We start from the raw sequence: 26170 nt of genomic DNA, 5'->3' as shown, positions 1-26170 counted from the left end.
GTCTCCGGCCCGATCAGGCCTTGTACTTTTCGACGGCGCCCGGGAGCTTGCTCCACTCGGCATACCAGGTGTTGAAGAGCTTGAACTGCGCCTCGACATAGCCGCGCTGGCTTTCGGTCAGCGCGTCGGTCTCGTTGAAGTGAAGCGTGTATTCCTTGTCTCCGTTCAGCACCATCATGTGCTTGAAATAGAGGACGAGGTCCGGCCCTTCATCGAAGGAGGAAAGCACGGCAAGCGCCTGCTCCAGCTCCTGCGCACGCTGGCGTGCATCGACATCGCCGGCGGCTGCGGCCTGCGACAGGTTGCAGAGGTGAATCACTTCCTTCGGCAGTACGTTGCCGATTCCCGTGATGGCGCCGGTCGCGCCGCAGTTCACGAAACCGTGGAAGACGGCCGTATCGACGCCGATCATCAGCGAGACGCCGTCGTCACGGCTGGTGATGTGCTCGGCCGCGTAGCGCATGTCGGCATTGCCGCCGAATTCCTTGAAGCCGACGAGGTTCGGATGCTCCGCACGCAGCGCGAAGAAGAGGTCGGCCCGGGTGGCGAATCCGTAATAGGGGCTGTTGTAGATCACCGAGGGCAGGTCCGGCGCGGCAGCCAGGATTGCCTTGAAATGCGCCTTCTGCGCCACGATCGAGGGACCGCGCGACAGCACCCGCGGGATTACCATCAGGCCCTGCGCTCCGACCTTCTGGGCATGCGCCGCATGCGCGACGGCCAAGGCGGTGTTGACGGCACCGGTGCCGACGATGACGGGGACGCCCGCCTTTACCAGACGCTCCACGCCTTCCATGCGCTGCGCGTCGGTCAGGAGCGGCCAGTCGCCCATCGAACCGCAATAGACGACTGCCGACATGCCATCGGCAATCAACGCCTTGCCCTTGCGGACGAGGGCATCGAAGTCGGGCGTGCGGTCTTCCCTGCAAGGGGTCATCAGGGCTGGGATCACGCCCGAAAAAATCTTGGCCTTCATTTCAAACTCCTTTTGGGCTGTCGGATGGCAGAGACATGACGCCATAGCCGGCAACCCTGTCTGTGCTTCGGGATGAAAATACCATTTGTATTTTATTTGTCGACAAAAATTATCCTGAGATCACAGGGCAATTTCGAGCCGGTCGTTACGGGCAAAAAGCTTCTGGATCTGCTGGACGATCTGTTCGGCATGAGCGCGCGCCAGCCGATCGGCTGCCTCGGCGTCCCGGGCGGCGATGACGGCGATCATATCCTCGTGCTCGTCGACGAAGCGCTGCGGCAGCCGGTCGTCATAGGACTGATAATAGAGTCTGAGGATCCGCCGCCCCTCGTCGAGAAGCCTGTTGAACAGGCCGATGAAATAGGGATTGCGGCCTGCTTCGGCGATGGCCGAATGGAAGGCAGCATTGGTAGCGATCATCGCCAGCGCATCCTGCGCCTGGACCGCTGCGGCGAATTCCGCCTGACGGGCGCGGATCACCTCGAGATCCTCCGGTCGGTGGTGTTCGGCCGCCAGGCGCGTCGTGACGCGATACATCAGCACCAGCGCGTCGAAGAAGGTGTGCAGGTTCAGGAAATCGATATTCGACACCATCGTCGATCTGTTGGGCAGCGTAGCGATCAGCCCCTCTCCCGCCAACCGCACCAGCGCTTCACGGATCGGCGTGCGCGACATCTTGAACCGTTCGGCAAGCTGCACCTCGTCGATCGGACAGCCCGGCGGCAGAACCAGATCGAGAATTTCGTCCCGCAAGAGGTCATAGACCATCTTCACGCCGGAACCGCGCTTGCGTTCGGGAGCTAAATTGGTGTCCGTATCCTTGTTGGTCATGCGGTCTCCTTCTTGTCGACAAAAGAAATACTTCTCCGCGACGGTGGGATCAACGGGCTCCTCCGCACGTTTCGCGGATTTCAGGCCGTTTTACCGACAATCTTTCAGGTTTCCGGCAGGGTGAAGACGGCGCAGGGCGATGCGATGCCGCGCAGCGCGTGTTCGCCCAGCGACACCAGCGGGGTTCTGGTCTCGGCGGCAAGCGCGCCCGAAATCAGCACAGATCGCCCGAGCGGCCGACACAGCCCCTCCAGCCGGCTCACCAGGTTGACGGCGGGACCGATGGCGGTGAAGTCCAGCCTATCGATCGATCCGACATTGCCCCACAGTATCTCGCCAAGATGCAGCGCCGCGCCGAAGCGCAACGGCGGCAGTTGCTGTTCATGGCGCAGACCCTCGAGATGCGCCATGCCTGCGCGGGCGGCAACGACCGCGCGCAGCGCCCGGTCGCAGGCCTCCGCCGGCAAATCGTTGACCGGAAAGATCGCCAGCACGCCATCGCCGATGAATTTGAGCACCTCGCCGCCGAAGGCGTGTATCGCTCCTGCAAGCCGGTCGAACCAGTCGTTGAGCGCCGCGATCACGCGGGCCGGCTCATGTTCCTCGGAAAGGCCGGTGAAGTTGCGCAAGTCGGCATAGAGCAGCGCCGCCCGGATGCTCTCTCCGGTGCCGCGGCTCAGCGCCCCGGCCTGCACGCGGGCAGCACTGCGGCGGCCGAGATAGGCTTCGAGCAGCGCCGAGCGGGTCGCCCGCTCGGCCAGGACGGCCAAGGGCGCCGCTGCGAAGCGGGCGGTCTGGCGCAACCGCGTGACTTCGGCCGGATCGAACTGCCGCGTCCCGGCCCAGCCCAGCACCACCTTCTCTGCCGTCCGGCCGACCAAGTCCTCCTGCACCGAACCCAACCCCGCAAGCCAGTCGCGCCCGGCATGGTCGACCGGCCCTTCGGCAAAGCCGAGCGCCTCGATGACCGCGCCGTCCTCCGCCCGCCAAAGCCAGGTGCGCCGCGCGATGATCGGATGCGGCACCGCCAGCGTCAGGGCACCGCCGGCCAGCGGAAGGCCGTCGGCGAGGAGCCGGGTTCCAAGCTCTGCCAGGAACGGGTCGGGGCCGGACGAGGTACCGGCCTCGTCCAGAAGCCATGCGAGGGGTGCGGGCAGGTTCATGCGTTGATCATAGAGCAGTTGCAGGAAATGTGTGAACCGATCTCGTCTCGCGGCACCGGTCCGAAAATCGCCCCGGCTCCGCAGGCAGTGGCGCGGGCGCTCCCGTCGGGATATGATCGTTCCCGCCGGATCCGGCGCCCGGCCGTCCTTCTCGCCGGCGCTCGATGGCAACCGAAGGGGAGTCCGATGCAAGAAGCTCTCGTCGTCCGCCGCGAAACGCATGTCTCGGCACCGCCCGCGGCAGTGTTCGCCCTGCTTACCGACCCGGAGAAGATCCTGCGCTGGATGGGAACGGAGGCCGATGTCGAGCCGAAGCCCGAGGGGCTTTATCTCGTCAATGTAACCGGGGCCCGCTTCGCCCGCGGCTCCTTCCGCGAGGTGGTGCCGGTGCACCGCCTGGCTTACAGCTTCGGGTGGGACGACAGCGATGTCGTGCCGCCTGGCTCGAGCCTGGTCGAGATCGACCTGATCGAGCAGCCGGATGGAACGCTGGTTCGGCTGACCCACTCGGGCCTGCCCAATGCCGAGCAATGTGCCGGCCATGCCGAAGGTTGGGCCCACTATCTCGATCGGCTTTCGGAAGTTGCCGCGGGACGCGACCCGGGGCCCGACCCGTGGCACGGCCGGACCGGGTGAGCCTTGGCCCCGCCGCTGGCCAAGGAGCTTCCGCTTCGTCCTTCTCGCGCGGAACTTTGCGGAGCCTGACGTGTTTGCCGGTAGCCGCCGGCAACAAGGCGGTCCACAATGTGTCGCGAGTGTTCGAATGCCATCGAGAAGGAACAGCACCGAGGAAAGGTCGTCCGCCGCTCGAACCATGCCGAGACTCGAGCGCAACATAAACGCCATCCTGAAGCGGCGCGAGGAAGACGAACGCGGGCGAAGGGCGCACGACAGGGTCGCCCAGGCGATCACGAACTTCGCAGGCTCCATGACTTTCGTCGGTTTGCACGTCCTGGCGTTCGGCGCCTGGATCGCTCTAAACCTAGAGCTGGTTCCCGGCGTACCGGTGTTCGACCCGACCTTCGCCGTCCTCGCCATGGTTGCTTCGGTGGAGGCGATCTTCATTTCCACCTTCGTTCTGATCAGCCAGAACCGGATGGCTGAAAGGGACGACGAGCGCTCCGACCTCAATCTGCAGATCTCGCTCCTTGCCGAGCAGGAGGCGACGCAACTGCTCACGCTTCTTCGTGAGATAGCCGACCGGCTGGGCGTGAAGGTGGACGGTGAAGAGGACATCCGTGAACTCACCAAGGAGATCACGCCCGAAGAGGTCCTCAATCGGCTCGAGGACCAGAAGGTCCGATCGGGCGATTAGAAACACACCCATTTGCCGCAGGAACAATCGGCCGGGCCCGTCATTTGACGACTGACAGCAAAAGGAGACCGAGATGGAGGAGTCACAAGCCATTTCCCGTCCGCAACGCGCTTCCGACTATCCCGGTCGCCAGATGGACTGCATCGCCGCTCTGCGGCCGGCCGTTTCGGACCTGGCGGCGACATCCCAGGAAAGCATCGTGGCGGCGATGGGCGGGGAGCTGACCGACGATCTGCTGGCGCTCGCCCGTCGGGCCGAGGCGGCCGGTTGGGCGTTCGAGGAGGCATCGGCAGCGATCGAGGAGCTTGCGCGCGAATATGAGGGCGCGAAAGGAACCATCTTCGATTGAATCCGGTTGGACCCGGCGATCTGCTTCCATGGTCAGGAGATAGAGGCCGTTGGCAAAACTCGGCGTTTTGACCTTCCACCGCTGCATCAATTATGGATCGTTCTGGCAGGCGCGATCTCTTGTCCACGGACTTCGTTCGCTCGGCACCGACCCCATTGTCCTCGATCATCATTCCGCCCGTGTCACCCGGGCCGAGTGGCGCTGCGCGATGCAGCCGCTCCTGCCGGAGAGGACCTCGCGCGCGGACATTCCGCTCTACGCTTCCAAGATCAGAAAATTTCAGAGCGCCCTGGCGTCGGTGCCGATGAGTCCCCCCTTCACGCTGGACGCCCCGGCCGGCGCCGAAGAATGCGATATCGTCGTCGTGGGCAGCGACGAGGTCTGGAACTTGCGGCATCCCTGGTACGGCGGTTGCTCGCTTTTCTACGGGGAGGGGCTCTCGGCCAAGAGAACCGTTTCCTACGCGGCGACGTTCGGAAACCACCCCGCGGCCAATGGCCTCGAACCATACTGGGCTGAAAGGCTGCGGAAGTTCGATGGAATTTCAGTCCGCGACGACAATTCGAGGGCGATCATCGAAAAGGATGTCGGACGCGAGGCGACGCTCGTCCTCGACCCGTGCCTTCAGTTCCCCGAGACGATTTCCTTCGGCCCGAATACTCTGGCTTCGCGCCCCTACATAGCCGTCTACGGACATTCGTTCCCGTCCTGGTTTCAGCACGCGGTTCGCCATTGGGCGAAGACGCGCTCGCTGCCTCTCGTCAGCATAGGCTATCGCAACGAATGGGCGGACGAGCAGTGGCTCGATGCCGGCCCCTACGAGTTCGCCGCCTGCATGGCGGGTGCCGAGGCCGTCGCGACGAATTTCTTTCACGGCTGCATATTCTCCCTCCTCAACGCCAAGCCATTCGTCACGGTCCTTTCCGACTATCGTTCCAACAAGATCGCCGATCTGGCGCACACCGCCGGCGCGGAACGGCACGTGGTGTCGCAGGAGACGCCGCAAACCGGCTACGAGACACTTCTCGCAGAAGCCCCGAGCCCGGCCATCGCGCGAAGGCTCGCCGAACTCCGCCGGCAATCACGGACCTATCTGACAGATGTCCTCGCCTGAGCGCCCCTCACCCGCCTCGGCCAGCGCCTTGCTCTCGCCGGGGCAGATGGCGAAATCCGGGCTTTGCATCGGTTGCGGCACGTGCATGGCGCAATCGGGCGGCAGCGCCGCGATGCGTCTCGACCGCTACGGCCAACTCAAACCGGCCGCTACCTATCGCCCCGACGGGTTCGCCGAGCTGTGCCCCTTTTCGCCCCACGCCCGAAGCGAAGACCAGATCGCCGAGGCGCGCTTCGGATCGGCGCGATTTTACGACCCGCGGATCGGCCGCTTCGAGGCAGCCTATGTCGGCCATGTCAGCGAAGGCAGCTTTCGAGCGGACGGCAGCTCCGGCGGCATGGCCAGTTGGACCGCCGCGGAGCTTCTGAAGAGGAACCTCGTCGACGCGGTGGCGCATGTGGTTCCCTGTTCAGGCGCCGGCGAACGTCTTTTCCAGTATCAGGTCTCGCGGACCGCGGATGACCTGCGCAAGGGGGCCAAGTCGCGCTATTATCCGGTGGAGCTCTCCGGCGTCATCGCCGAAATGAAGCGGCATTCCGGCCGCTACGCAGTCGTCGGGATTCCCTGCTTCATCAAGGCGATCCATCTCCTCTGCCTCAACGACCCGGTGCTTGAAGAGCGCCTTGCCTTCACCCTCGGCCTCTTCTGCGGACACATGAAGAGCACCCGCTTCGTGGAAAGTTTCGCCTGGCAGATGGACACGGAAATGAACGCCGTGGCGGGCGTCGACTACCGCCTGAAGGATTCCGCAAGACCGGCAAACTGGTACACGGCCCATCTGCGGCTCAAGGACGGAAGCACGAGAAGCAAGGATTGGTGGCATCTGGTCGACGGCGATTGGGGAGCCGGGTTCTTCCAGAATTCCGCCTGCAATTTCTGCGACGACGTGGTGGCCGAAACCGCCGACATTTCCTTCGGCGACGCCTGGGTCGAGCCCTATTCGTCCGACGGCCGGGGAACGAATGTGGTCGTCGTTCGCTCACCCCTGCTGCAGGCGCTCGTGGCCGACGCGATCGACGAGGGAAGGCTCGAACTGAGCGCGGTCGACAGTGCCTTCGTCGTGGAGACGCAGGCTGCCGGTTTCAGGCAAAGGCGGGAGGGGCTGGCCTTCCGGCTGGCCTGGCCGCGTTACGGCATAAGACCGAGGAAACGCGTTGCGCCGAAGTGGAGCGGCTTGCCCCCACGGCGGATGCTGGTCTACTGGCTGCGCAGCGCGATAAGCGCAAACAGCCACGGTGTCTTCTGGCTTGCCAGAGCCCTGAACATGCCGGCCGCCTATCTCCGCTGGGCGTCGGCGATGCTCGCTCTCTACCAGGGCGTGACCTATTCACGCGGCTGGATCGGCAGGCTCGTCGACGCCATCGCGAGGCCCGGGCGCAAGGGCTCGAAGGACGACGGGGCGGGCGCATAGCGCGCCGTCATTTCGGCACAGAATTCGGCAAATTCCTCCGGAACGAGGGGCGCGCTCGTGTGGTGCGGGGCAAGCCCCCGGTGCTCGGGCGTGAAGCAGTAGGTGACGGTGACGTCGAAATCCTCGAGCGCCTCCATCTGGCGGTCGAACCAGTCGAGCGCGTTCGGCCGGAAGCGGTCGGCCCATGAGAGCCCGGTGCGCAGATATGTGACGCCGAGGCGCTTCATCCAGGCGACGGCATCGTCGAGGCGCGGGTCCTCGAAATGGAACCATTGTACGAGCCCGATCTCCGGCGTGTGGCGGGCAAACTCCTCGAACGCCAGTTTCGGCGAACCGTCCTCGCGCAGAAGACCCATGTAGAAATGCCGGTAATAGGACGAGCCCTCGGCCTCCCGGTGTCGCGTCGTCGCCGGCCAGGCCCGCGGCAGGTCGTAGAGGCTATACCATTGGATCCGATCCGCCCGGCCCTTCAGGAGTTCGGCGGTTCGCTTCAGTCCCCAAAGCTGCACCTCCTCGGCGCCGAAGGTGGATACGCCGACCTCGCTTACCCAGACCGGCAGTTCGGTGACGCTCTTCAGTTCATCAAGCTTCTGCGGCCATTCATGGATCTGCCAGAGGTTCCAGTCGAGCGGGAAACCATGGGCCGCAACGGCGTCGACATGGTCGAGCACGCCCTGCGATTTCATCAGAGCGAGGAAGTTCGGATCAATCGGCGAAATTCCGCCGAGCACGCGCGTGAGCCCGGGATTGACCTCCCGGATCGCAGCCGCCGCCAGCTTTGCCATATGGGCAAAGCGGCTCCAGTCCGGATCGATCTCCGGATCCCAATGCGACTTGTTGTTGGGCTCGTTCCAGATCATGGCGGCTTCGATCATGAGTACCTCCGAATTGCCGGAAACGCCGGCCGGCCTCCCGCGTTTGCGGCACCGGCGGACGGGCCGGCCGGCTACGACACGTTTTCGTTCAGCGTCAGGATTTTCGCGCCCCAATCGCCCATCACCAGCACCGAGACGGAGGCAGGCGCGATATCGAAGCGCGGCCAGGCGTCGGCGGAAAGGCCGAGGATATGAAAGACCAGGGTTTTGATGACGTCCGCGTGGCTGACCAGAGCGACCTTCTCCTGGCCGTGCCGCTGCGCAAGTGCCGCGACAAGTCCCACCGCCCGGCATTGCACGTCCAGCATCGTCTCGCCGCCGGGGGCACGCACGAGGCTGCGCATCGCGTTCCATCGGCGCCAGAGCGGGTCCGTATCGAGGACGTCAAAGGTCTTGCCCGACCAGTCGCCGAAATCCACCTCGTCGAGCGCTTCCGTGGTCACGACCTCCGCGACTTCCGACGCCGCGGCGATCGCCGCGGCCGTTTCCTGCGTGCGCTTGCGCGGGCTCGCATAGATCGAGCCTATGCCTTCGCCGGCCAGACGCGCCGCGAGCCGCTGAGCCTGCTCGCGGCCCGCGGTGCCGAGCGGCACGTCGCCGGTCCGCCCGGCAAGAAAGCAGCCGACCCTGTCATGGGCGGCATGGCGCACCAGAAGGAAAGTGGTCGTCACTCGGCCGCCCCCAGGAGTGCGTCGGTATCGCCGGCGATGAATTCCTCCAGGCGTCTGCGCGCTTCGGCATCGGTGAACTGCTGCGGCGGCGATTTCATGAAGTAGCTCGAAGGGGCAATCAGCGGACCGGCGATGCCGCGGTCGATTGCGAGTTTGGCGCAGCGAACCGCATCGATGACGACTCCTGCGGAATTCGGCGAGTCCCAGACTTCGAGCTTCAGTTCGACGTTGAGGGGAACGTTGCCGAATGTCGTGCCCTCGACGCGAATATAGGCGAACTTGCGGTCGGCAAGCCAAGGGACGTGATCGCTCGGGCCGACGTGGATGTCGCCGGCCGCGAGCGGAATATCCATCTGGCTGACAACCGATTGGGTCTTGGAAATCTTCTTCGATTCGAGCCGCTCCCGCTCGAGCATGTTGAGAAAGTCGGTATTGCCGCCGAAATTGAGCTGGTAGGTCCGATCTATGCGCACCCCCCGGTCGCGAAAGAGGTTGGCAAGCAACCGGTGCACGATGGTCGCGCCAACCTGGCTCTTTATATCGTCGCCGATGAGCGGCAGGCCGCGCTCGGCGAATTTGCGCTGCCACGACTTGTCCGAGGCGATGAAAACCGGAATGCAGTTGACGAAACCGCAGCCGGCGGCAAGCGCCTGCTCCGCATACCAGCGCGTGGCGACTTCGGAACCGACCGGAAGATAGGAGACGAGCACGTCCGTCCCGGTCTGCCGCAGGACCTCCGCGACATCGGCGGCGGACGCATCGGATTCCTCGATCTCCTCGCGCAGATAGCGGCCGATGCCGTCGAGCGTCCTGCCGCGCTCGACGACCACGCCGGTGGCCGGAACATCCGCAAAGCGGAACGTGTTGTTGGGAGCGGCGTAGATGGCTTCGGCGACATCGCGCCCGACCTTCGAAGCGGCGACGTCGAAGGCCGCGGAGACCTCGATATCGCCGACGTGGTATCCGCCGAGATTGGTATGCATCAGCCCCGGAACCGGCTCGTCCTCCTTCGCGTCGCGATAGAATGTCAGCCCTTGGACGAGGGAGGACGCGCAATTGCCGACACCGACCAGCCCGACCCGAATGGAGTTCGATCGCATCTCACCACTACTCCTGCGCAGTATCTACAATGCTTGCCAAACCCGCGCGCAACCGATTGGTTCCTTCTTCTTTCTCCCGTTTCTCGCGCATCGCGGATCGAATTCAGCCGCAGCGCGTTGAGGGGGCGAACAGGAAAGTGAGCGAAACTTCATGCTCGTATACGGTGACGCAAAGCGCCTGGAGCACGCCGACATGCTATGCGCAGAGATCGCCTCGCGCCTGCATGCGGCCCGACACCAGCCGGCGGGCATCGAGCGCCACACCGAACTCGTCGCCATCCTGCTCAGGGCCGGGGAACTGGTGCAGGGGCTTGCCGATCTGGAACTGGCGCAGATGGGAGCCGACGAAATCTCCTCATCGCGCCAGACGGGCGAGTGCCTCCTCCTCGATCTTGCCGGGCTCGTCGCCCGGTCCTGGCGCCAGGGCTTCGCCGGCCCGGTGGCCGTGCCGGCCCGTGTCGCAAGGTCGCTGGCAAACAGCCAGGCACCGCTTTCCCTCAGCATTCGCGAGCCGGAAGGCTACGCCTTCTATGCTCTTTACCCGGAGAGCTATCTCGAGGCCGCGGCAGGCTCCGGGCTTCCTGCCGACACGGTGGTGATCGGCCTGCGCAGCATCGGGACCACGCTCTCGGCGATTGTCGCGGCTTCCATCGGTGCCGCGCCTCCGGTCACGCTGCGGCCGATCGGCGATCCGTTCCAAAGGCGGCTTGCAGTCGCGTCGCAACTTGCGGAAAGGCTGCTGCGCGACCGGGCGGCGAATTTCGCGATCGTGGACGAAGGACCCGGCCTTTCCGGCAGCTCGTTCGGATGCGTCGCGGATTGGCTGGAGGATCACGGCGTCAGCGGCAGGCGCATTCACTTCTTCCCCGGCCACAAGGGCGGGCTTGGACCGCAATCCTGCGGCCGTCATCGCGAGCGCTGGGCGGCGAGGCCGCGCCATGTCATCGACGTCGACGATCTCCTGATCAGGCCGTCCCACTCTGCGCGCCACCTCGCCGATTGGATCGCCCATCTCGTCGGCCGGCTCGAGAAGCCGCTCGAAGACGTCTCAGCCGGCATGTGGCGCCAGACGCTTCCCGGCGATCGCTGGCCTCCCGTGGACGGCAGGTTCGAACGCCGGAAATTTCTGGCGCACACCGCCGACGGTCCGTGGCTCGTCAAGTTTGCGGGACTCGGCGACGCTGGGCAGCGCAAGCTCGTCAAGGCGCGCCTTCTCGCCGAGGCAGGCTTCACGCCCCCGGTCGCCGGATTGTGCCATGGCTTTCTGGTTCAGAAATGGGTTTCCGCAAGGCCGATGGCGCCGCCGGAATTCCGCCGGCCGGCCTTCATCGCGCATCTCGGCCGATACCTGTCCTTCCGGGCGCACAGCCTGCCGCCGCCAGCGGCGCAAGGGGCATCCATGGCCAAACTTTGCGAGATGGCAGTGATCAACACAGAAGAGGCATTGGGCAGAGCGGCAGCGTCGCGGCTGAAGACCAGGTTCGGCGATGCGGAGCGATACAATTCGACGATCCTGCCGGTCGATACGGACAACCGGCTTCACCGGTGGGAATGGCTGGTCGAAGGAGAGCGACACATTCTCAAGACCGACGCGCTCGACCACAGCAGTGCCCATGACCTCATCGGCTGTCAGGACATCGGCTGGGACATTGCCGGAGCGAGCATAGAATTCGACCTCACGCGGGAGGAGCGGGCGGAGCTGCGTGCGGCCGTATCCGAAGGCTGGTCGCGCAGTCCGAATGCCGGGCTGATGGAGCTCTTGGAAATCTGCTATCTCGCTTTCCAGCTGGGCCTGTGGATGTCGGCAAAGTCCGCGACCGCCCCCGAGGAAGTCCCCCGGCTGGAGGCCGCAGCCGCGCGCTATGCGAGGCTCCTTCGGCGCCGGATCGACGGGGATTAGGATGGAGTCGCAGCGCACCGCACGCCACCCTACCGCCCATAAATCCTGTCCAGCACATCCGCCACCGTGACCAGATACTCGTTGTCGGGATCGAAGCGCTCCCCTGCGGCCAGCCTCTCGGCCCAGCCGGCCGCCGCGCGTCCACCCCAGGCGTCGGGGGGAACCGCAAGCACCTCGCCTTGCGTGCCGCGATAGCGTTCGGCCGTGAAGTCCAGATACGATCCGTTGACGTTTCTCAGGCTGGCGCCGCCTTCGGTGCCGTAGAAGTCGGCGCTGATCACCGCATCGCATCCGGCCTGCAGATGCCAAGAGCAGGCGATCCGGGCGAGAACGCCGTTTGCCAGTTCGACTGTGGCGACCGCGTAATCCTCAACCTCGTCGCCGTCGCGGCGGATGGGCAGACCTTTAGCGAAGAGCCTGCTCTCCACCCGCACGACGTCCGGGAACCCGAGGACCCAGAGAAGGAGGTCGACCAGGTGCACGCCGAGATCTATGACGCAGCCGCCACCGGAAAGCGCCTTGTCGTAGAACCACGGCTTGCTTGGCCCGTAGGCGTTGTGAAAGGTGAGGTCCACGGCGAACACCGTGCCGAGTTCGCCCGACGCGATCAGGTCGCGGATCTGCCGCATGCCCTCGGTGTAGCGATAGGAGAGATCGACGCTCAAAAACCTGTCGACATGCCGGGCGGTTTCGACCACCGCCGCGGTTTCGTCGCGCGTGCGGCCGAGCGGCTTCTGGCAGAAAACCGCCACGCCCTGCTCCAGAGCCACGATCGATTGGGCGGCGTGGAGCGCGCTCGGCGAGGCGATCACGATGCCGTCGAGCTCCTGGTCGAGCAGCGCCTCGAGCGAGTTCACGACCGATGCCTCGGGGGTCAGCTCGCGGGCCGCCGCCGCCATTTCCGGCGAAGGATCGAAGATCGCGACGGTTTCGACGGATCCGGTTTCGACCACCGCCTTCATCCGGTGGAAGCCAATTCTTCCGACGCCGAGAAAGCCGACGCGGGGGCGGATGACGGCCTTCGGGCTCGTTGAAAGCTGCATTGCGTCACTCATGACAGATCACCAGCGCTTTGATGAAACCTTCCGGCCGGTCGCGCGTCATGTCGAGCGCGGCGCTGAGTTCTTCGAGCGGGAACCGATGGGTGTAGAGCCGCGAGGGAGAGAACCGACCCGCTGCGGTCGCTTCGATCGCCTCGTTCATGCCGCGCATGTAGACGGCAGGATCGCGTTCATGCGCGTTGATCACGTCGAGGCCGCGCCAGTTCCAGAGCTGCATGTTCACCTGTCGCGGGCCATCCTGGTGATAGCCTGCGACGACGAGCCTGCCGCGCTCCTTCGTCAGTTCGCCGGCAAGATCGAGCGGCCATTGCTTGCCGACCGCCTCGATGACGCAATCGCAGAAACGCCCGCCGGTCAGCTGCTTCACCTCTTCGATGATCCGCGAGTGATCGTCCATGGGGATCACTTCGCTGGCACCGGCCTGCTTGGCCGCAGCGAGCGAAGACGGCCTGCGCGATATCGCTATCACCCGCGCGCCGGCAGCGCTTGCGAGCTCGGTCAGAAGAATCCCGAGAAAGCCGATGCCGACGATCGCCACGGTCTCTCCCGATCTGATCGCGCTGCGCCGGAAGATGTTGAAGGCACAGCCGAGCGGTTCGCCTGGAAAGGGCTGATCTGCAAGAGACGCCGGCAAGCGCGTGATCGCGCTCTGATCGGCGATATCGTGCGTGGCATAGGCATGGTAGGAAAGCGCCGCCACGCGATCGCCCGGCGCGAAACCGTGCACGTCCTCGCCGACCGCGTCGATAATTCCCCAGCCCTCGTGTCCGAGCGCGCCGGGTTCCGTCGGAAACTGCATCCATTCCGGACCCGCCCAGGGAACGAGATTGGAGGCGCATACGCCGCAGCCTTCGAGCCTTATCCGCACCTGGCCGCGACCCGGTTGCGGCAACGGCAACGTTGCTATGCGCACCGTGCCCGGCCCGGTGACGATAGCGGCGGACATCGTGTCCGTCCGCTGAGATATGCTGATGTTCATGTCAGCTCCTTCCCTCGGTGAAGACCTGTCCGGCAGCCCGAAAAGGGTGTCGCGAGGTCCGCCGGACCCGCCCCTGCCCCCCAAAGAAAGCTCTGAGCAATATTCAAGAGCCTTCCGCCCTTAACTTGATGTTGCAGCTTTTGTTCCTGATGCCCGCAGTTCGCGTGGAACACTCCCGCGAAAGAGAGGTTTGTACCTTGGCACGGGCGACGCCCCGCGGGGGATCAAAGAAGAACATCAAAGAAGAAGAAGTCAAAGAAGAAGGAACATTTGCGACGCAGGTTTGTTGGAGGTTTGTCTCTATCTCTGATTGGTCATCATCAGGTGCATTATGACAAAAGTACTTGTTACCGGCGGCTGCGGCTTCATAGGGCGGCATGTTGTCGAAGAGCTTCTTTCAAGGAACTACGACCTGCGCGTCCTCGATGCGTTGAACGATCAGGTCCATGCGGATGCGCAGGTCACGCTGCCACCGGAAGTAGACATGCGGCGCGCCGACATATGCGACGCAGACGCGGTGAAAAGCGCGCTGAAGGACGTCGATCACGTCATTCATCTCGCCGCGGAAGTCGGCGTCGGCCAGTCGATGTATGAGATTTCCCGCTATGTCGGCGTGAACGACCTGGGCACCGCCGTCCTTCTCGAGGCGATGATCGGCACGACGATCCGGCGGATCGTCGTCGCCTCTTCCATGAGCGTTTACGGCGAAGGCTTGTACGAGACTACGGCAGGCGAGCGCCGTGCGCATATCCGGCGATCCCCCGCCGAGATCAAAGCCGGCGCCTGGAACCCGTCCGGTCCTGACGGCGAACGCCTGAGGCCGATCGCCACCGACGAGAACAAGCCCGTCGATCTCGCTTCGATCTACGCGCTCACCAAATATGCGCAGGAGCGTCAGGTCCTTATATTCGGGGAAGCCTATGGCACGGACGCGGTGGCGCTGCGGCTCTTCAACGTCTACGGCGCCGGCCAGGCACTTTCCAACCCCTATACCGGCGTGCTTGCCAACTTCGCTTCCCGGCTTGCCAACGGGCAGTCGCCGATGGTCTTCGAGGACGGCCGGCAGAAACGCGACTTCGTGCATGTCCGCGACGTGGCGCGTGCCTTCCGGCTGGCGCTCGAACAGCCGCACGCCGCCGGCCACGTCATCAATATAGGCAGCGGCAACGCCTACGCCATTGCGGACATCGCCTCGCTGCTTGCCGAAGCGATGGGTGTCCCCGAAATCGAGCCGGAGATCATGAACAAGGCCCGCTCCGGGGATATCCGCAATTGCTTCGCCGATATCGCCAAGGCACGCGACCTTCTCGGCTTCGAACCGACCCACCGGCTCGAGGATTCGCTTGCGGATTTCGCCCAATGGGTCCGCAGCGCCGGCGCGATCGACCGCGGTGCCGAGATGAAACGCCATCTGGAAGCACGGGGGCTGGTCCTATGAGCCGCCGGACCGTCGGCACGGACCGGCATCTGGCGGCGCCCGCTCTTTCCGGCAAGGCGGCGCCGATCCTGGTCGTAGGCGGCAGCGGCTTTCTCGGCTGCAATCTCGCCGACAGCTTTCTGCGCGACGGCGAGCACGTGATCGTTCTCGACAATCTCAGCCGTCCCGGCGTCGAGCGAAACCTCGAATGGCTGGTGGACGGCCACGGCCGCGCCGTCGAGGCCTTGATCGCCGATATCCGCGACCTCGGCGCGATCGAAGCTGCCTTCAGAGACGCCAAGGCCGTGTTTCACTTTGCGGCGCAGACGGCGGTAACCACCAGCCTCGAGCAGCCGACGGACGATTTCGAGACGAACGCCCGCGGCACGCTCAACGTGCTCGAAGCCACACGCCTGGCAGGGCGCCGTGCGCCAGTCATCTTCGCCAGCACAAACAAGGTCTATGGCGCGCTCGGGCACATGGAGATGCAGGACATGCGGGGCCGCTACACGCCGGCCGACGAGGCGACGCGCGAGCATGGCGTCGGCGAGACCCAGCCGCTCGATTTCTGTACGCCCTATGGCTGCTCGAAGGGCGTGGCCGACCAGTATGTGCTGGATTATGCCCGCTCCTTTGGCTTGCCTACAGCCGTGCTCCGGATGAGCTGCGTCTATGGACCGAGGCAGTTCGGCACCGAGGACCAGGGCTGGGTCGCCCATTTCCTCATTCGCGCGCTCGCCGGCGAGCCGATTTCGATCTATGGCGACGGCAAGCAGGTCCGCGACATTCTTCATGTCACCGATGCGGTCGCGGCCTATAGGGCGCTCCTGAACTCGATCGACCGCCTGAAGGGGCGCGCTTTCAATCTTGGAGGCGGACCCCGCAACGCCGTCAGCATTGTCGACGTGCTGAACGAGATCGAGCTTTTGACCGGCCGCAAGCTCGCGACGACAAAAAGCGATTGGCGCGCCGGCGACCAATTGTACTTCGTCGCCGATACGCGCGCGATCGCCGATGCGCTCGGCTGGAAGGCCGGAATGCCCTGGCGCGAGGGCTTGCGCGACCTCTACTCCTGGCTTCACGACGATCGGGGCGCGGTCAGCGGGATCCGGCGCCAACCGCGGAGGGTCACCGCATGAGCCTTCCCCCCCTTTCCGCCGCTGGATTTGACGACCGTCACAACGTCTCCGGGCCACTGCCGCGGCGGGTATTGATGACGGTCGATGCCGTGGGCGGCGTCTGGCGCTATGCTATGGATCTCGCTGTCGCCATGCGGCGTTCCGGCGTGGAGACGCTGATCGTCGGTCTCGGCCCGCAACCTTCCCCGGAGCAACGGCGCGAGGCGAACAGCATCGGCCGGCTCGAATGGCTCTCGGCACCGCTCGACTGGACGGTCGAAGACGAGAGCGAGCTCGACCACGTGCCGCAGCTCCTGTCCGAACTTGCGCTCAGGCATTCCGTCGATCTCCTCCATCTCAACCTGCCGTCCCAAGCCGCGCGAATAACGGCGGAGGTCCCCGTCGTCACCGTCTCGCATTCCTGCGTCGCCACCTGGTTCGCTGCGGTGCGCGGTTCCGGTTTGCCGGAAGCCTGGGCCTGGCAGAAACGCTTGAACCGGCTGGGATTCGACCGCGCCGACCTGGTGCTCGCGCCGAGCCGAAGCCATGCCGCGGCCCTGACGCGTACTTACGGTGAAATCCACGATCTCGCAGTGGTCTATAATACGAGCCGGAATCCATGCTTCGTCAGCGCCAAGGAAAACTTCGTTTTTGGCGCCGGTCGCTGGTGGGACGAAGGCAAGAATGGCGCCGTGCTCGACAGGGCGGCCGCCGACATAGACTGGCCGGTCGTGATGGCCGGTGCCTGCGAAGGGCCGAACGGGCAGCACCTGGCGATCATGCATGCCGATCACGAAGGCGAACTCAGCCACGACCGGACGATGACGCTGATGTCGAGGGCCGCGATCGTCGTCTCTCCATCGGTCTACGAACCCTTCGGCCTGGTGGCGCTGGAGGCGGCGCGTGCAGGCGCTGCACTGATTCTCGCCGACATCGAAACCTATCGCGAGCTCTGGGAGGGTGCCGCCCTTTTTGCCGGCCCCGGCCATCCCGCCGCCTTTGCTGAAGCCGTCAACCGGCTGACGGAGGATGCAAAGCTCAGGGACGACCTTGGCCGGCGGGCGCGGCTGCGCTCGGCCGATTTCACCGTCGAGGCCCAACGCGAAGCGGTGCTCGCCGCCTACCGGCGCGTGATGAGCGGGTCCGATCGATTGACGGCAGCGGAGTGAGCGGATGCGATTTCTCTTCTACACCCACTCCTTGGTGTCCGACTGGAACCACGGCAATGCGCATTTTCTGCGCGGCATCATGCGCGAACTCATACGGCGCGGCCACGAGGCCGTAGCGCTCGAGCCCGGCGATTCCTGGAGCCGGCGCAATCTCATCGCGGATCAGGGTAACGGAGCGATCGCAGCCTTCCGCAAGACCTTCCCGGATTTGCGGGTCGGGATCTACGGGACCGATTTCGAGCATGAAGCGGCGGCCCGCGAGGCCGACATGGTCATCGTGCATGAGTGGACCGATCCCGCTCTGGTCGCCGAACTCGGCCGCATTCGCCTGAAAGGCGGCCGCTTCACGCTGGCTTTCCACGATACCCATCACCGCGCCGTCAGCGCCGAGCGGGACATCGCCCGGCTCGACCTTTCCGGTTACGACTTCGTTCTGGCCTTCGGTGAGGCGCTGCGGGAGCGTTATCTGCAGGCGGGTTGGGGAAGGCATGTCCATACCTGGCACGAGGCTGCGGATACCTCGCTGTTCCACCCGATGCCGGAAGTGGAAAAGCGGGGCGAACTCATCTGGATCGGCAATTGGGGCGACGACGAGCGCAGCAGCGAGATCATGTCCTTCCTGGTCGAACCGGCGAAAAAGCTGAAGCTCACGACGACCGTCCGCGGCGTGCGATATCCCAAGACCGCGCTCAGGGCTTTGCGTGCCGCAAAAATCGAATACGGAGGCTGGCTCGCCAATGCCGCCGTTCCGCGGGCTTTCGCCGAGCATCGGGTCACGGTGCACATTCCGCGCCGGCCCTATGTCGAGGCCCTGCCGGGAATCCCGACAATCCGCGTCTTCGAGGCGCTTGCCTGCGGCATTCCGCTGATTTCGGCGCCATGGACCGATGCCGAAGGGCTTTTCCGGCCGGGCAAGGATTTTTGCCTTGCCAAGGACGGCAAGGAGATGACGCGCCTTCTGCGCCAGCTACTCGCCGAACCGGACTTCCCCGCGGAGATGACCGCCTCCGGATTGGAGACGATCCGTGCGCGCCACACCTGCAGCCATCGCGTCGACGAGCTGCTCGCCATCGTGGCCTCCTACAGGCCGCGCTCCAGCGCGCGACGGATCATTTCGGAGGAGGTCGAGGTATGAGACTGGCATTTTACGGATCGAGTCTCGTTTCGGCCTATTGGAACGGCGCGGCCACCTACTATCGCGGCCTGCTCCGTGCGCTTGCCGAACGCGGTTATCAGATCACCTTCTACGAGCCTGACGTCTACGATCGGCAGAAGCACCGCGACATCGACCCGCCCTCCTGGTGCAGGGTCGTCGTCTATGACGGGACCGTCGAGGCGTTGAAGCGAGTGGCGCAGGAAGCAGCCAAGGCGGAGATCGTCGTCAAGGCGAGCGGCGTCGGCTTCGAGGACGAGCTGCTGCTTGCCAAGGTGATGGCCGCGGCAGACCCGGCGGCGTTGAAAATCTTCTGGGATGTCGATGCACCAGCCACTCTGGCCGAGCTCAGGGCCGCACCCGACCACCCGCTTCGCCGCGCGCTTTCCTCCCTGGATCTCGTGCTGACCTATGGCGGCGGCGATCCCGTGGTCGACGCCTATCGCGCGTTGGGTGCCCGCGATTGCGTTCCGATCTACAACGCCGTCGATCCCGAGACGCACCATCCGGTGCCGCCGGATCCGCGCTTTGCCGCCGATCTCGCCTTCCTCGGCAACCGCCTGCCGGACCGGGAGGAGCGCGTGGAGGCCTTCTTCCTCGAGCCGGCGCAAAAGCTCTGGCAGCGGCGTTTCCTGCTCGGCGGATCCGGGTGGCACGACAAGTCTCTGTCCCCGAATGTCGCCTATATCGGGCACGTCCCGACCGCCGACCACAATGCCTTCAACACGACGCCGAATGCCGTCCTGAATATTTCACGCGCCAGCATGGCCGAAAACGGCTTCTCGCCGGCAACCCGCGTCTTCGAGGCCGCGGGCGCCGGCGCCTGCCTGATCACCGACTACTGGGAGGGCATCGAGCTCTTCCTGAAGCCCGGAGAAGAAGTGCTGGTCGCCAGAGACGGCCGCGACGTCGCCGAACTGATGCAGAAGCTGACGGCCGCCGGCGCCAGGGGAATCGGCGAGCGGGCGCTCCTCCGCGTTCTCGCCGAGCATACCTATGCGCATCGTGCCGAGGAGGTAGATCGCGTCCTGCGGCAGGCGCGCCGAATGGAGGCTGCCGAATGAAGCGACCGCTCGACATCGTCATTCTCGGTCTCTCGCTTTCCTCCTCGTGGGGCAACGGTCATGCGACGACCTATCGCGCTTTGCTTCGCGCCCTCGACGCTGCCGGTCACAAGGTGACGTTCCTGGAACGGGACGTGCCCTGGTATGCGAGCAACCGCGATCTGGCCGCCCCGGATTTCTGCGACCTCGTGTTCTACACGGACCCGGACGAACTCGTCTCAAGGCATGCGCACAGGCTTGCCGGCGCGGACGCCGTCGTCATCGGCTCCTATGTGCCTGATGGCGTGGAGGTCATCGACGCAGTCGCGGATCTCGGACCGAAACGCCTGTGCTTCTACGACATCGACACGCCCGTGACGCTCGCCAAGCTCGAGCGCGGCGACGAGGAGTTTCTCGCGCGAAGACAGGTTGCGACATTCGACATTTATTTTTCCTTCTCCGGCGGCCGAACGCTCGACCGGCTGCGGGACGAGTTCGCCGCGCGGCGGTCGGTACCCCTCTATTGCGCCGTCGACCTCGACGCCTATCGCAATACCGGCGCGGCTACGGAGTGGGACCTCGGCTATCTCGGCACCTTCAGCCCCGACAGGCAACCCGCGCTCGAACGCCTGTTGATCGAGCCGGCGCGGCGCTTGCCGGACATGCGCTTCGTCGTGGCCGGGCCGAGCTATCCTGACGACATCGACTGGCCGGCAAACGTCGAGCGCATCGAACATCTGCCGCCCGGAAAACATGCCGAGTTCTACAGCCGCCAGCGATTCACCCTGAATGTCACGCGGGCCGACATGGTGGCAGCCGGCTGGTCCCCGAGCGTTCGCCTCTTCGAGGCCGCCGCGTGCCGCACGCCGCTCGTCAGCGACTGGTGGGAGGGGATCGAAAGCTTCTTCCCGGCCGGCGAGGCCGTGATCATCGCGCAGAACAGCGCCGATGTCGTCACGGCATTGACGAGGCTCGGCGAAGAACAACGCAAAGCACTTGCCGATTGCGCCTATCGACGCGTCGCCGCCGCGCACAGTTCCGCGGCGCGCGCACGGACCTTTGTCGAGGCAATCGAAAGCGTCGCCGCCAGGACCGGTCTCGCCACCAGGCGTTCCGAGCGGCGGCTTCCGGTTTAACCCGAAAGGAGGACGGCCGATGGCTAAAGGAAACAAAGCAAGCCGAGGAAAGATCATCCTGGTTGCGGGCGGGGCCGGCTTTGTCGGATCGCACCTTTGTACAGCACTTCTAGGCGCCGGCAACCGGGTGATCTGCCTCGACAGCTATCTCACCGGCTCCCCTGCCAATCTCATCGGCCTGCAGGCGAACCCCTATTTCGCCATGGTGGAACAGGACGTCTGCGATGAAATCGACATCGATGAACCGGTCGACCAGATCTACAATCTGGCCTGCCCCGCCTCGCCGCCGTCCTACCAGGCCGATCCCATCCACACGATGATGACCAGCGTGACGGGGACGGGAAATCTCCTGCGGCTCGCCGAAAGGCACGGGGCCACGTTTCTGCAGGCCTCCACAAGCGAGATCTACGGCGATCCCGAGGAGCATCCGCAGCAGGAGAACTACTGGGGCCACGTCAATTGCACCGGGCCGCGGGCCTGCTACGACGAGGGCAAACGCGCGGCCGAAGCCCTGTGCTTCGACAGTCTGAGGGCGGGAAGCGTCGACACGCGGGTCGCTCGCATCTTCAACACCTACGGTCCGCATATGCGCCCCAATGACGGCCGGATCGTTTCGAACTTCATCGTCCAGGCGCTGAGGAACGAGCCGCTCACCGTTTACGGCAGTGGCGAGCAGACGCGCTCCTTCTGCTACGTCTCCGATCTCGTGGACGGACTGATCCGGCTGATGAACCGCAAGGAGAACCCTGCCGTACCGGTGAACCTCGGCAATCCCGGAGAATTCACCGTCATCGAACTGGCGGAGTTGGTCCTCTCCAGGATCGAGACGGCCTCGACGATCGTCCATGAGCCGCTGCCGGCGGACGATCCGCAGCGTCGCCGTCCCGATATCGCGCGCGCCAGGAAGCTTCTCGGCTGGGAGCCGAAAGTTCCTCTGGAGGACGGGCTGACGCATACGATCGCCTGGTTCCAGAGCGCACTTGCCGGAAGCCGCGCTGAACGCCGGTCCGGCCGCACCCGGCGCCAGCCGCAACTTTCCGTCGTCACTCAGGATCTGTGATCATGGTTCAGCAGACGAAAGACCGAACGGTCATCGCGCAAGAGATTGCGGCGCTCGGTCCCTGGTTCCACAACATGCGGATCGGGGGCATCGAGACAGCGCCCGGTCACTTCCTCGGCGACTATCCCGCAGTGAAGTGGAAGGCCTTCAGGCATGTCGTGCCGGAGGACCTCGAAGGAAGGAGCGTCCTCGACATCGGCTGCAATGCGGGGTTCTACGCGCAGGAGATGAAACGTCGCAATGCCGGACGCGTACTCGGCATCGACTCGGACCCGCACTATCTGCGGCAGGCGAAGTTTGCCGCGGAGCAGGCGGGGGTCGACATCGAATACAGGCTGATGTCGGTCTATGACGCGGCACGGCTGCGCGAGAGGTTCGACCTGGTCATCTTCATGGGCGTTCTCTATCACCTGCGCCATCCGCTGCTGGCGCTCGACCTCCTCTACGAGTACGTTGTCGGCGACCAGATGCTCTTCCAGTGCATGCAGCGCGGGTCGGATTCCGTTGCAAGCCTCAAGGGTGATTACGATTTCCGGGAGTGGGAGATCTTCGACCGGCCCGACTATCCGAAGCTGTTCTTCGTCGAACACCGCTTCGCGGATGACCCCACCAACTGGTTCATCCCCAACCGCGCCGGCGTCGAGGCGATGCTGCGAAGCGCTGGCTTCGTCATCGAAGCCAATCCCGAGCGGGAAGTCTATCTCCTGCGGCGCGGCGAGCGCCCGTATCTGGACGAGCCCACCCTGAGGATCCTCGGAGGTTCGGCAGATGCCGGGAACAAGGCGCGATTGGATTGAATGACGGTTGCGACTGAGGAAACCGAGCCTCTGGCCTGGAGGCCAGGGGAATTCACTGCTCCGTTGAACTTCACGACCCGTCCCTGCCGGACCTCATCCGAAGTGGCGAAGCTGCGCCGCTTCCTTCTCGAGCAGGTCGGCCACCTCCTGAAGCGTCATATGCGTCACGCAGAGATGGATCGCACATTCGAGAAAGCGCGTCGACGAGCGCCGCAAATACATGGCTTCCTCGCGAGCGGCCAGTTCCGATAGAGGATCTTTCGATGGGCGTCGACGGTCAGGCATTTGGAGACTCCTTCGATTCGCTTGTTTGAAGAACCGCTTTCACGGCGAGAGAAGCCCGCCGGCGTAAATCAAGGCGCCTATCACGATGGCCATGGCTATCATGGCCAGGCTCAGCCCCAGCCGTTGCTTGTTCGCTCCGGCGGTCTCCGCCGCTGCAAGCGGCCGCATCGCGTCGTTGTACTCGGTAGAGGTATCGGCCGGCCTCCCCTCCGTCTGCCCGGCCCTGGCGGTTCTGACCGCTTCACTGCCGGGAGGCATACCGCCTGCTTCGTCGTCGGTCTCGAGCGGCGCCGCCGCGGGGTCGAAGCCGCGCTTCTTGTCACCCGTCCTTCCATGCTGGATGTCGCCGCGCACCTGCGCTGAATTGCTTGCCTGCTTGGACATGGTCGCTCCTTTCCGGTTGGCGACTCAACCGGCTTTCACGGCATTTGTTCCCTGCTCCTCCTCGGCGTTACGGCCCGGTTCGACCGTGATCGACGCCTCCTGCTACCGCGACGTGAAGCGTTCCGGACGGAAGGTGGCGAGCATCGGATGCTCAGCACCCATTGCGACCTCGTAAGCCAGAAGCTCACCGACGATCAGGCCGAGCGTCGCACCGCTGTGGCTGAAGGCGAGGTAATAGCCGGGAATGGCCTTGAGCGCCCCCAGCACCGGTTCACCATCACCCGGAATCGGCTTGCCGCCGACGCCGATGGAGGCGATCTCGAGCTTAGGATTGCCCTCCATCACCTTCGATCCCTCCGCCAGCAGGGCATCTACGACCGCCGCATCGATGTCGCGACCACCGTCCTCGCGCATCTTGACGCCTTCATCCGCCGCCCAATCGGCATCCAGCGAGAAGGTGCCGCCCGGCGCGGGGCGGACGGCGACACGCGGCGTGTTCAAGACGGCACGCAAAGGATGGGCAAGCGGCTTCGTCTGCACCAGAAGCGCGACCGGCGTTGCATCCTCGATGATCTGCCCGGCTTGCGCCACCATCTTCGGCACGGCTGGGCCGGTGGCGAGCAGGACGGCATCCGCCGGGAAACGGTTGCCCGCCCCCGTCTCGGCGCCGACCGCCCTACCGCCTTCGACAACGACCCTTGCCGCCCCCTGATCGGTCACGAGCGTGCCGCCGAGCTTGGCAAACTCTTCGATAAGCAGATTGATCAGGATCGGCAGATCGACCCACCCTTCGCCCGGATTGAAGATCGCGCCCGGAGGCGTGATCGCGCGCGCGTCGAGACCCGGCGTAACTGCCGCGACTTCGTCCGCGGCGAGGCGCCTTGCATCATAGCCGAGCGAGACTTCATGGCGATAGGCTGCGTCGATGCCGTTGGTCGCGTCATCTGCATCCCAGGTCAGACCGCCGTCGAAGCGAAGCCAGTCCGCATCGGGGAAGCGCGCCGAGAGGGTGCGATAGCGATCGATGCCCGCCATGCGCAGCCGATGATAGGGTTCGGAGCGCATGCGCGACGAGTTCAGCCACGAGAGCGAGCGGCCGGAAGCGCCGCTGGCCGGCGGACCGTCGTTCAGGATGGTCACGCGAATGCCGCGCCGAGCAAGCTGCGCGCCCGTCGAGACGCCGAAAATGCCGGCGCCGATGATGACCGCCGAAGTGATGATGTTATCCGTCATGGTTACTTGTCTTTCGATCCGTTTGACAGGTCAGGTGGTGCGGGGATGGGCTGGCATCGTCGTCTCCTCCCCTTTTTTCGTTCAGAGCACTTCGGCAAGAAAGCGCTGAAGACGTGGGCTCTGCGGATTATCGAAGATCGCCGCGGGCGTGCCTGCCTCAACGATGCGCCCCTCGTCCATGAAAACGACCTGGTCGGCGACACGCCGGGCAGAGCCCATCTCGTGCGTGACGACGACCATGGTCATGCCGCCTTTGCCGAGATCGGCCATGAGATTGAGGACACCCTTGACGAGCTCGGGGTCGAGCGCGCTCGTCACCTCGTCGAACAGGATGACCTCCGGTTCCATGGCCAGCGCGCGGGCTATGGCGACGCGCTGCTGCTGCCCGCCTGAGAGGCCGCCGGGGCGATGATGCTGGCGGCTGGCGAGACCGACATCGGCAAGCCGCACTTTGGCGATGCGCTCGGCTTCGACCTTTGGCAGGCCCTTTATCTTTGTCAGCGACAACATGACGTTTTCGAGAGCCGTGTGATCCGGAAAGAGATTGAAGTGCTGGAAGACCATGCCCACCCGGCGGCGGAGCCGCTCCGGCTTCATCGCGAGAATGCTGTCGCCGTCGAGCAGGATGTCGCCGCGCTTCGGCTCTACCAGACGGTTGAGGCAGCGCAGAAGCGTCGACTTGCCCGAACCGGAAGGGCCGATGATGCAGGTGACGCTGCCGGGCCTCACCGAGAGGTCGACGCCCTTCAGCACGTCGAGCTCGCCATAGGCCATGCCGAGGTCGCGGACTTCCAAGCTGCCGCCCTTGAAGGCGATCGGCCTGGCGCGATCGGCGCGATCGAGTTCGCTGACTTCCTCCAGCCCGCTCGTAATGGCCGCCGATTGCTGCTTGCCAAGCCTGAGACGGCTGTCGATGGCGTTGACGAAGTGCGTCAGCGGCACCGTGACGACGAGATAGAAGACGCCCGCGAGAAGGAGCGGCGAGAGATTGCCGGTCACCACGGCCTGGTCCTGGCCAACGCGGAAAATCTCGCGTTCGGAAGCGAGCAGGCCGAGGAAATAGACGAGGCTCGAATCTTTCACATTGCCGATGAACTGGTTTACCAGCGCTGGGAGTACCCGGCGCACGCCCTGCGGCACGACGATGAGGCGCATGCCCTGGCCGTAGCTCATACTGAGCGCCCGGCACGCTTCCATCTGGCCGCGTTCGACGCTCTGGATGCCTGAACGGAAGATCTCGCCTATATAGGCGCCCGCTATGAGGCTGAGCGCGAGAATTCCGAGAGGATAGGGCGACGGGCCGAACAGTTCGCGGCCGATGCGCGCAAAGCCCTGGCCGATCAGCAGGATGGTGACGATGGCCGGCAGACCACGGAAGATGTCCGTATAGATGCGGGCCGGGATGCGCAGCCAGGGCGACCGCGAAATGCCCATGATGGCGAGCAACATGCCTATGATGACGCCGAGCACTGTCGAGGCGGCCGCCAGGATGAGCGTGTTTTTCAGACCGACCGTGATCATGGTCGGCAGGACTTCAGCCATCGCGCCCCAATCGAGGAAGCTGCGGCGAAGGTTTTCAAGCCAGTTCATCAGGCGGCCCCCTGAAGCAAAGGCCGGTCCGACCGACGAC

General features: G+C 64.6%; 26 protein-coding genes. 14 read left to right on the top strand and 12 right to left on the bottom strand.

Annotated elements, in window-relative coordinates:
- Positions 1–13: 13 nt before the first annotated feature.
- The 3 genes from PZL22_RS05125 to PZL22_RS05115 all read right to left on the bottom strand — a co-directional run bounded on the left by PZL22_RS05125 (position 14) and on the right by PZL22_RS05115 (position 2970).
- Positions 14–976 (bottom strand): dihydrodipicolinate synthase family protein, encoded by a 963-nt coding sequence (locus PZL22_RS05125; protein ID WP_127614329.1) that lies wholly within the window; start codon positions 974–976, stop codon positions 14–16.
- Between the two features lie 120 nt (positions 977–1096).
- A complete protein-coding gene (locus PZL22_RS05120; protein WP_127614331.1) occupies positions 1097–1807 on the bottom strand; it encodes a GntR family transcriptional regulator in 711 nt (236 codons plus the stop codon).
- Between the two features lie 104 nt (positions 1808–1911).
- On the bottom strand, positions 1912–2970 hold the full coding sequence (locus PZL22_RS05115) for an adenylate/guanylate cyclase domain-containing protein (RefSeq protein ID WP_284718229.1): 1059 nt from the start codon (positions 2968–2970) through the stop codon (positions 1912–1914).
- A gap of 186 nt (positions 2971–3156) precedes the next feature.
- Here PZL22_RS05115 and PZL22_RS05110 point away from each other — a divergent pair, with 186 nt between their 5' ends.
- The 5 genes from PZL22_RS05110 to PZL22_RS05090 all read left to right on the top strand — a co-directional run bounded on the left by PZL22_RS05110 (position 3157) and on the right by PZL22_RS05090 (position 7159).
- Positions 3157–3606, top strand: a complete 450-nt coding sequence (locus tag PZL22_RS05110; protein ID WP_003528608.1) for an SRPBCC family protein — start codon at positions 3157–3159, stop codon at positions 3604–3606.
- Between the two features lie 127 nt (positions 3607–3733).
- On the top strand, positions 3734–4285 hold the full coding sequence (locus PZL22_RS05105; RefSeq protein WP_248446166.1) for a DUF1003 domain-containing protein: 552 nt from the start codon (positions 3734–3736) through the stop codon (positions 4283–4285).
- 73 nt (positions 4286–4358) lie between these two features.
- The gene (locus PZL22_RS05100; RefSeq protein ID WP_284718228.1) at positions 4359–4634 is read left to right on the top strand and encodes a hypothetical protein; all 276 of its coding nucleotides are present in this window, start codon (positions 4359–4361) and stop codon (positions 4632–4634) included.
- Positions 4635–4683: 49 nt separating this feature from the next.
- Positions 4684–5748 carry a polysaccharide pyruvyl transferase family protein gene (locus PZL22_RS05095; RefSeq protein ID WP_284718227.1) on the top strand — a complete coding sequence of 355 codons (1065 nt, stop codon included), beginning with the start codon at positions 4684–4686 and terminating at the stop codon, positions 5746–5748.
- On the top strand, positions 5735–7159 hold the full coding sequence (locus PZL22_RS05090) for a Coenzyme F420 hydrogenase/dehydrogenase, beta subunit C-terminal domain (protein WP_164828989.1): 1425 nt from the start codon (positions 5735–5737) through the stop codon (positions 7157–7159). The genes PZL22_RS05095 and PZL22_RS05090 overlap by 14 nt, the downstream gene beginning before the upstream one ends.
- Here PZL22_RS05090 and PZL22_RS05085 read toward each other — a convergent pair.
- The 3 genes from PZL22_RS05085 to PZL22_RS05075 form a co-directional block, all read right to left on the bottom strand.
- Entirely contained in the window at positions 7072–8034 is a 963-nt protein-coding gene (locus tag PZL22_RS05085) for a glycoside hydrolase 5 family protein (RefSeq protein WP_003528627.1), read from the bottom strand. The two genes, PZL22_RS05090 and PZL22_RS05085, sit on opposite strands and share 88 nt — an antisense overlap.
- Positions 8035–8105: 71 nt before the next feature.
- Positions 8106–8705 carry a histidine phosphatase family protein gene (locus PZL22_RS05080; protein WP_284718226.1) on the bottom strand — a complete coding sequence of 200 codons (600 nt, stop codon included), beginning with the start codon at positions 8703–8705 and terminating at the stop codon, positions 8106–8108.
- Positions 8702–9805, bottom strand: coding sequence for an inositol-3-phosphate synthase (locus PZL22_RS05075; RefSeq protein WP_284718225.1), 1104 nt, complete (start codon positions 9803–9805; stop codon positions 8702–8704). Before PZL22_RS05075 ends, PZL22_RS05080 begins: the two co-directional genes overlap by 4 nt.
- 151 nt (positions 9806–9956) lie before the next feature.
- On the opposite strand from PZL22_RS05075, the gene PZL22_RS05070 reads away from it, so the two are divergent.
- Positions 9957–11705, top strand: a complete 1749-nt coding sequence (locus PZL22_RS05070; protein ID WP_284718224.1) for a protein kinase family protein — start codon at positions 9957–9959, stop codon at positions 11703–11705.
- A gap of 29 nt (positions 11706–11734) precedes the next feature.
- Here the strand turns inward: PZL22_RS05070 and PZL22_RS05065 are convergent, their stop codons facing one another.
- Together PZL22_RS05065 and PZL22_RS05060 are read right to left on the bottom strand one after the other, a co-directional pair.
- Positions 11735–12760 (bottom strand): Gfo/Idh/MocA family protein, encoded by a 1026-nt coding sequence (locus PZL22_RS05065; RefSeq protein WP_284718223.1) that lies wholly within the window; start codon positions 12758–12760, stop codon positions 11735–11737.
- Entirely contained in the window at positions 12753–13745 is a 993-nt protein-coding gene (locus PZL22_RS05060; protein WP_284718222.1) for an MDR/zinc-dependent alcohol dehydrogenase-like family protein, read from the bottom strand. The genes PZL22_RS05065 and PZL22_RS05060 overlap by 8 nt, the downstream gene beginning before the upstream one ends.
- Positions 13746–14076: 331 nt before the next feature.
- Between PZL22_RS05060 and PZL22_RS05055 the strand changes: the two genes are divergently transcribed.
- The 8 genes from PZL22_RS05055 to PZL22_RS05020 are packed head-to-tail and all read left to right on the top strand — an operon-like array spanning position 14077 to position 22638.
- Positions 14077–15183 (top strand): NAD-dependent epimerase/dehydratase family protein, encoded by a 1107-nt coding sequence (locus tag PZL22_RS05055; protein ID WP_284718221.1) that lies wholly within the window; start codon positions 14077–14079, stop codon positions 15181–15183.
- Entirely contained in the window at positions 15180–16301 is a 1122-nt protein-coding gene (locus tag PZL22_RS05050; protein ID WP_003528637.1) for an NAD-dependent epimerase/dehydratase family protein, read from the top strand. Before PZL22_RS05055 ends, PZL22_RS05050 begins: the two co-directional genes overlap by 4 nt.
- Positions 16298–17449 carry a glycosyltransferase family 4 protein gene (locus tag PZL22_RS05045; RefSeq protein WP_284718220.1) on the top strand — a complete coding sequence of 384 codons (1152 nt, stop codon included), beginning with the start codon at positions 16298–16300 and terminating at the stop codon, positions 17447–17449. The genes PZL22_RS05050 and PZL22_RS05045 overlap by 4 nt, the downstream gene beginning before the upstream one ends.
- A gap of 4 nt (positions 17450–17453) precedes the next feature.
- The gene (locus PZL22_RS05040) at positions 17454–18584 is read left to right on the top strand and encodes a CgeB family protein (protein WP_284718219.1); all 1131 of its coding nucleotides are present in this window, start codon (positions 17454–17456) and stop codon (positions 18582–18584) included.
- A complete protein-coding gene (locus PZL22_RS05035) occupies positions 18581–19666 on the top strand; it encodes a CgeB family protein (RefSeq protein ID WP_003528640.1) in 1086 nt (361 codons plus the stop codon). Before PZL22_RS05040 ends, PZL22_RS05035 begins: the two co-directional genes overlap by 4 nt.
- Positions 19663–20781, top strand: a complete 1119-nt coding sequence (locus PZL22_RS05030; RefSeq protein ID WP_284718218.1) for a CgeB family protein — start codon at positions 19663–19665, stop codon at positions 20779–20781. The genes PZL22_RS05035 and PZL22_RS05030 overlap by 4 nt, the downstream gene beginning before the upstream one ends.
- A 19-nt stretch (positions 20782–20800) precedes the next feature.
- Entirely contained in the window at positions 20801–21841 is a 1041-nt protein-coding gene (locus PZL22_RS05025) for a UDP-glucuronic acid decarboxylase family protein (protein WP_003528642.1), read from the top strand.
- A gap of 2 nt (positions 21842–21843) precedes the next feature.
- Positions 21844–22638: a TIGR04290 family methyltransferase gene (locus tag PZL22_RS05020; RefSeq protein WP_284718217.1), complete on the top strand. Its 795-nt coding sequence runs from the start codon at positions 21844–21846 to the stop codon at positions 22636–22638.
- 93 nt (positions 22639–22731) lie between these two features.
- Here PZL22_RS05020 and PZL22_RS05015 read toward each other — a convergent pair whose 3' ends face one another.
- From PZL22_RS05015 to PZL22_RS05000, 4 genes are all read right to left on the bottom strand, one after another.
- The gene (locus PZL22_RS05015; protein ID WP_033048606.1) at positions 22732–22923 is read right to left on the bottom strand and encodes a hypothetical protein; all 192 of its coding nucleotides are present in this window, start codon (positions 22921–22923) and stop codon (positions 22732–22734) included.
- Positions 22924–22962: 39 nt separating this feature from the next.
- Positions 22963–23307 (bottom strand): hypothetical protein, encoded by a 345-nt coding sequence (locus PZL22_RS05010; protein ID WP_284718216.1) that lies wholly within the window; start codon positions 23305–23307, stop codon positions 22963–22965.
- A 102-nt stretch (positions 23308–23409) separates the two neighbouring features.
- Positions 23410–24540 (bottom strand): NAD(P)/FAD-dependent oxidoreductase, encoded by a 1131-nt coding sequence (locus PZL22_RS05005; RefSeq protein WP_003528648.1) that lies wholly within the window; start codon positions 24538–24540, stop codon positions 23410–23412.
- Positions 24541–24621: 81 nt separating this feature from the next.
- Positions 24622–26130 (bottom strand): amino acid ABC transporter permease/ATP-binding protein, encoded by a 1509-nt coding sequence (locus PZL22_RS05000; RefSeq protein ID WP_284718215.1) that lies wholly within the window; start codon positions 26128–26130, stop codon positions 24622–24624.
- Between the last annotated feature and the right edge of the window lie 40 nt (positions 26131–26170).

The sequence above is a fragment of the Ensifer meliloti genome (genome assembly GCF_030064585.1).
In the GTDB taxonomy this organism is placed as follows: domain Bacteria; phylum Pseudomonadota; class Alphaproteobacteria; order Rhizobiales; family Rhizobiaceae; genus Sinorhizobium; species Sinorhizobium meliloti.
Note: the sequence above shows the minus strand (reverse complement) of the source record. Positions and strands in the feature narration are given on the sequence as shown.